The following is a 6010-nucleotide window of genomic DNA, read 5'->3' as shown; positions in this document are numbered from 1 at the left end:
CGCTTTCCAGACCTTAAAAAGGCATACGAGCTGGCATTGGAGCTCAGTAACATTTTCACGACTACAAAAGAAAAAATATACGGACTGACCAGGCTGGCTAAGTGGCACGAAAAGGTCAGGCAATCCGGCTTCAAATCATTCAATACCGTTGCCCGCTCGATTGAGAATCACTACAAGACCATTGTTAACTATTTTGATAACAGAAGCACCAATGCATCCGCTGAATCTTTCAATGCGAAGATCAAAGCGTTCAGGGCGCAGTTCAGAGGAGTCAGGAATGTAGAATTCTTCCTTTACCGCCTTACCCAGTTATATGCTTAATCCAAGGTGCTCCACAACATTTGGTCTTGATCCTGTAGTTCGACGCTTTGCGAAAAAAGACGCTGGAAAATACCCGTAAGACTCTGATTGACAACCCGTTTACGACGTAAACATCTTGTCTAGAATGGCTGGTAACGCGATATTTAACCACTTAAATGTTAGCGTCATGTTGGAAAAAACTTTCGGCCTGTTTTTCTATTTGAAACACGCCAAGAATCAAAAAGATGGTTTACGTTACGTTTACCTCAGAATTACCGTCGACGGCAAACCTGTCGAAATGTCTACAAAACAACTTTGGAGCCCCGCCAGATGGAATGCAGATGCGGGCAGAGCAATTGGCCAAAAAGAAGACACCCGCACGCTCAATGCCTATCTGGACATGCTAAGCGCAAAAGTTTTTCAGGCAAAGAAAATTTTGATTGAGGATGATAAGGAATTGTCAGCCGAAGCATTGAAGAATGTGCTGCTTGGCAAGAGCAATGAGACTCGTACAATCCTTGAAGTATTTCAGCGGCACAATGAGCAAATGGAAGCATTGGTCGGCCAAGAGTTCGCCCCGCTCACCTTGAAGCGGTACAAAACCGCCAAGGAGCATACCGCTTCCTTTATCAAGTGGAAGTACAAGAAGGATGATATGGCGATCAGGGATTTGAATTATGAATTTATTACTGAATTCAATTTCTGGCTGCGTAGCGCCCGAGGTTGCAATCACAACTCGGCGATCAAATACATGAGCAATCTGAAAAAGGTTGTGCTGATCTGTGTTAATAACAAATGGTTGAAGAAGGATCCGTTCCAGGGCTTCAAGTTGACGAAGAAGGAAGTTGTGAAGAACCCACTGTCCAGGGACGAACTAAAACGGCTGACAGAAAAAGTTTTCGAAGTTGAAAGGATCAACCAGGTGCGGGACATCTTTCTATTCTGCTGCTACACTGGACTTGCTTATGTAGATGTGAAGCAATTAAAAACGACGGATATTGTTGTCGGCATGGATGGCGAACCGTGGATTGACACTACCCGCCAGAAAACGGATGCGCCTACACGCATTCCGCTGCTAGATACAGCGCTGGAAATTATCGAGAAGTACAAGGAACATCCGCAATGCTGTGCGGCTGGTGTTGTGCTGCCGGTGTTGAGCAATCAGAAGATGAATGCTTATTTGAAGGAGATTGCGAACCTGTGCGGGATTTGGAAGACTTTGACTTTTCATATTGCGCGGCATACGTTTGCGACCACTGTGACGCTGAGTAATAAGGTACCGATTGAGACGGTTTCTAAAATGCTCGGGCATCGGTCTTTGAAGCAAACTATGATTTATGCGAAGGTACGATTGTAATACAATCGCCGGTTGCTGCGCACCCGATCTGGCCTTCCCCTCCAAAGTCGGTTCAGGTTTGTGAAGGAGTTTTTAATGTTTGAAAGTGTAGATAGGATCGTGATGAAAGAAGAAAAATCGAACAAGACAAAGCATGTAATCTTCCGGTTAACACCCAAAGAATACGCCAATCTGGAAGCCAAACGAAGCCGCACAACTTGCCGGAAATTAAGTGAGTTCTTACGGCTCCTGATTTTCAACCGACCGGTAACTGTGATCGAAAGGAACGGTTCACAAGATCAGATGATCGGCGAACTGTCGGAGCTGCGCGAAGAGCTCAACCGGCTTGGCAACAACTTCAACCAGGCGACCAAACGCCTCAATGCGGTCAACCAAATTTCAGAATTCAGAAACTGGATCGCCAGCTACGAAGCTGAAAAGACATTCCTGTTTTCAGTCCTGGACAAGATCAAATCGCAAACCGATAAATTGGCAGACAGATGGTTGCAGTGATCCACACCAGCAGCCGACTTCGGTCAGTACTGCATTACAATGAAAACAAGCTGGAACAGGGACATGCGGAATGCATTTCGGCTATCAACTATCCAAAGGATGCGGATTCTCTGAGTTTTGATCAAAAGCTGAACCGGATTCAGCGGCAGCTGGCTTTGAACAAAAGGACAAAGGTTAATACGGTTCACGTGTCTTTGAACTTTGATCCGTCGGAAAAGCTGAGCAAAGAACAGCTTGCGGAGATTTCAATAGCCTATTTAAAAGGTATTGGATTTGAGAAACAACCCGCGCTCGTATACGAGCACCGGGATGCTGGTCACCCACATGTGCATATTGTGACGACCAACATCAAAGCTGACGGAAGCCGGATCTCGTTGCACAACCTGGGCAAAAATCAATCGGCGAAAACCCGGAAGGAGATTGAGATAGATTTTGTTTTAGTGAGGGCACAAGATCGAAAAACGCAGGAGTTTACGTTGAAGCCCGTCAGCATTAAAGCAGAGTATGGAAAGTCAGAAACCAAGAAGGCCATTGCCAATGTGCTCGAAAAGGTTCTGAACGATTACAAGTTCACCACGATGGGAGAATTGAATGCAGTGCTCAACCAATATAATGTTGCAGCGGACATTGGCTCAGAGGGTTCGAGGATCAGAACGAACAATGGCATTTTATACCGTGTACTGGATAAGAATGGCAACCGGGTTGGAGTGCCCATCAAAGCAAGCGACTTTCATTTCAAGCCAACACATAGAAATCTGAAAGTGCGTTTTCTGTACAATGAGATGAATCCGAACCGTACGAAGGATTCGTTACGTATTAAGAATAGGATTGATTTTACATTGTATGGCAAACAAAACGTGTCATTGCCCAGGCTGATCAATATTCTTCAAAAAGACGGGATTGATACGGTGATTCGAAAAAATGAGGAAGGCAAGCTGTACGGGATCACATATTGTGATCATCGTACTAAATGTGTTTTCAATGGAAGTGAATTGGGCAAGCAGTATAGCGCGAAGGGCATTACCGAGCGATGCATCGAAGATCCTTTTCCTCTTCATCAGCAAAAGTCTCAAAGGATTGGGATGGAAGTGGGGAAGGCTGCCAGTTCGGGTAATGTTTGCCAAGTCGGAAATGGTGGTTCGTTGGAGAAAGAAAAGTCTCTTGATTCTTTGTTGTCTCCCGTTAAGGAGGGTGAGTACACGCCGCATCAGTTGAAGAAGCCGAAACGGAAGAAGCAGAAAGGGCTTTCGATGGGGTTTTGACTTATCGAAGAATTGCGCTTGCACCACAGCGCAACGAAAGGTACAAAGCAAAAAGTGACGACTTCAAATCCATGCGGCTTTTTACCGCGGCTGTCGCCGCTCCTTAAACCGCCTTATGGATTTGCAGCCAAGGGGTGAACCCCGTCACTTTTTTTGCTTTGAGTGAGATTGGCGAATGCGCTGAGGTGAAAAAGTAATAGTTTTTAATCAGGCGTCAATCCGAAACAACTGAGGCACTGCCTTTCCATTTCCTGGCAACGCCCCGGTGACGGCTCGTTCCGCAGCTATTTTTCTGAGCTAAAACAAAAAAGGACTGTCGCCAACAGTCCTTCAATCTCTAAGCTTTCGCCCCATCTGTTCAAGGACTTCCCAAAGTACTTTCAGGTCAAACAGCGCTAACTTTTCAGCCTAATCAAACGGATATCCGATTGACAAAGAACCAGATCATGGATCATTTTGAACGATTGGGATAATTCTCGACGGCCCTGACAATCGACGATATACAGAAACTTTACCTGCCGTTTCGTCAGCGGAGCTGCGACTTCTAATCCGTGACGTGGATCATTCGTTGTGTTGACTCAATCTTTGTTCAACACCTGGGTCATTTGATATTCCAAATTGAAATGGATTTTGATGGATGAATAAGGAGAGGTCACTGCAAACATCAACAAATGGAACTACATCGATCAAGCCTCGGGGCTTTCATCAGTCTGCCTCATCAGGGCCATTTTTGCTGATTTCCACTACTCGTTCCATAAATATTAGGTATGTTTGAGGGGAAGATATATGGGAAAGTTCTCTTTTACAAGGTGATAGAACACACCTATTGATTACAAAAAAATGTAAATGGATCGATCTCAATCTTTTTACTAAATTGAGGCTTCATGCCTTCATTAGGTATTGCCTGTAATCCAGCCAAGTGAAGCATAATATGATATATTCACTAATTAACATGATCAATGACTTGTCTAAGGGATGCTGCATCACCAAACTCTCATACAAAGTTGAAGCTTTTTGCCGATTCAGCGGGCTATTGCCAAAATCCTGATTGTAACGTCAATTTATTTCTTACAGTTGGTCAAACGGAATTTCACATTGCTGAAATGGCTCACATTATTAGCGCAGGACAGGGAGGCCCAAGAACTAATCAATCAACCTCCGAACAAGAAAAAGGAGATTTTTCAAATTTGATTCTTTTGTGTCCAACATGTCATACGAAGATTGACAAGGCTGAGCAAGAATATCCCGAAATAATAATTAAGGAATGGAAAAAGCACCACAGCGAAAAAATAAATTCGGTTTTTAATATAAAACAGTTTAAAAATAGGACCACCGCAAGGCAGGCAATTGTCCCCATTTTAAATGAAAACAAGGCAGTATTTGATATTTACGGCCCCTTAACTGATTATCGATATAATCCCGAAAGTGAAATCCCTAAGTTATGGTTATCGAAAATACAACAGATAATATTGCCCAATAATAGAAAACTACTTCGAGTTTTGGACAATAATTATACACTTATTTCGGACATTGAAGCTAAAACCGTTGAAATTTTTAGACAGCACGTATTAGATCTAGAAGCAAAGCATATCAATCAAGAGGAAATAGAGGTGTTAAAATTTCCGAGTCAATTGCACCTGATTTTCGAAAACTAACTATGAACAATAATCGCGCATACAAATGGCTAACTGAAAAATTAAGTGATAAAGAGAACTTTTCGTCCGTAAAAATTGATGATTGTGGCATAATGAATATATCCCGAATTGAGGGACCAAAACTACGTTTAATAGGTTCTTCACTGGAAATTTTTACCTTAAATGATGTTGTTAATCTCGCTGATTTAGATCACATTGATTTCATCTTGCACGTGCATAAAGATCCATTCATTTATGGTGAAGTGTTTGAATACCTTGATTCGAAGCGTAAAGTCGTCGGTGGCTATGGTGACGTATTTAGAATTGTCGAGCGACATCACAATTGGCCATATTTACCGAAAGATGTCCAATTTATAAAACGTGGATTGGAGCAGCACGATAAGGTCAAAAATGTTCGAAGGTTGGATACCAAGCGTTATGAAGTATCACGATATGGATTAGAAACTGTGACAATTGTAGCCGTTGATGATTACGATATTGTAGCAGAGTCAATTCGAAGTACACTTGACAAGTATAAGAAATTTGATGCCGTGTTTAAGGCAAACCCATACGGCAAAATAAGCTCATCAGCATATAATCTTGCTAGAAATCTAAATATAAAAGTCCTCAGATGGAGTGAACTTTTGGGTCAGCTTAATAATAAATGGAATTAGAAGCAGTATTACTCGGCTTAGTAGAAATTGAAAAACGTATACGTTTAAAAATATCGGGGGTTGAATGTTATATATTTGGTTCGATATTGAAAGATTCATGGAATTCTAACGATATTGATATTTTAGTTCTTTACCAAAATGAACAGCACATCTCGATTGTAAGAAGAGAAATGGAAGAAACCAAAACTGAACTCCCTCTTCATGTATCTTATCTAACGTACAATGAAGAAACTGAGCTTAATTTTATTTCTCGATACGGTGCTAAATTGGTATTTAGAACTTAAAATTAAC

7 protein-coding genes are annotated in these 6010 nt (G+C 42.1%); all 7 read left to right on the top strand.

Features of this window, described 5'->3' with window-relative positions; genetic code table 11:
• On the top strand, nt 1-321 hold a 321-nt coding region (locus BLQ88_RS27355), incomplete at its 5' end, for a transposase (protein WP_143016944.1).
• A 166-nt stretch (nt 322-487) separates the two neighbouring features.
• Complete coding sequence (locus tag BLQ88_RS27350; RefSeq protein ID WP_090156189.1) at nt 488-1657, top strand: site-specific integrase; 1170 nt, start codon at nt 488-490, stop codon at nt 1655-1657.
• 102 nt (nt 1658-1759) lie between these two features.
• Nucleotides 1760-2149, top strand: coding sequence for a plasmid mobilization protein (locus BLQ88_RS27345; RefSeq protein WP_090156188.1), 390 nt, complete (start codon nt 1760-1762; stop codon nt 2147-2149).
• Nucleotides 2137-3411 carry a relaxase/mobilization nuclease domain-containing protein gene (locus BLQ88_RS27340; RefSeq protein WP_090156187.1) on the top strand — a complete coding sequence of 425 codons (1275 nt, stop codon included), beginning with the start codon at nt 2137-2139 and terminating at the stop codon, nt 3409-3411. Before BLQ88_RS27345 ends, BLQ88_RS27340 begins: the two co-directional genes overlap by 13 nt.
• A gap of 1004 nt (nt 3412-4415) precedes the next feature.
• Nucleotides 4416-5066, top strand: coding sequence for an HNH endonuclease (locus BLQ88_RS27335; protein ID WP_176885124.1), 651 nt, complete (start codon nt 4416-4418; stop codon nt 5064-5066).
• Nucleotides 5067-5068: 2 nt separating this feature from the next.
• Entirely contained in the window at nt 5069-5719 is a 651-nt protein-coding gene (locus BLQ88_RS27330; RefSeq protein ID WP_090156185.1) for a hypothetical protein, read from the top strand.
• Entirely contained in the window at nt 5710-6003 is a 294-nt protein-coding gene (locus BLQ88_RS27325) for a nucleotidyltransferase domain-containing protein (protein ID WP_090156184.1), read from the top strand. The genes BLQ88_RS27330 and BLQ88_RS27325 overlap by 10 nt, the downstream gene beginning before the upstream one ends.
• Nucleotides 6004-6010: the final 7 nt, after the last annotated feature.

Source organism: Dyadobacter soli, assembly GCF_900101885.1.
Classification (GTDB): domain Bacteria; phylum Bacteroidota; class Bacteroidia; order Cytophagales; family Spirosomataceae; genus Dyadobacter; species Dyadobacter soli.
Note: the sequence above shows the minus strand (reverse complement) of the source record. Positions and strands in the feature narration are given on the sequence as shown.

Bases quoted from the DNA above. Each gene is read 5' to 3' on its own strand.
- BLQ88_RS27350 (WP_090156189.1), top strand. From the start codon at position 488: ATGTTGGAAAAAACTTTCGGCCTGTTTTTCTATTTGAAACACGCCAAG.
- BLQ88_RS27345 (WP_090156188.1), top strand. From the start codon at position 1,760: ATGAAAGAAGAAAAATCGAACAAGACAAAGCATGTAATCTTCCGGTTA.
- BLQ88_RS27340 (WP_090156187.1), top strand. From the start codon at position 2,137: ATGGTTGCAGTGATCCACACCAGCAGCCGACTTCGGTCAGTACTGCAT.
- BLQ88_RS27330 (WP_090156185.1), top strand. From the start codon at position 5,069: ATGAACAATAATCGCGCATACAAATGGCTAACTGAAAAATTAAGTGAT.
- BLQ88_RS27325 (WP_090156184.1), top strand. From the start codon at position 5,710: ATGGAATTAGAAGCAGTATTACTCGGCTTAGTAGAAATTGAAAAACGT.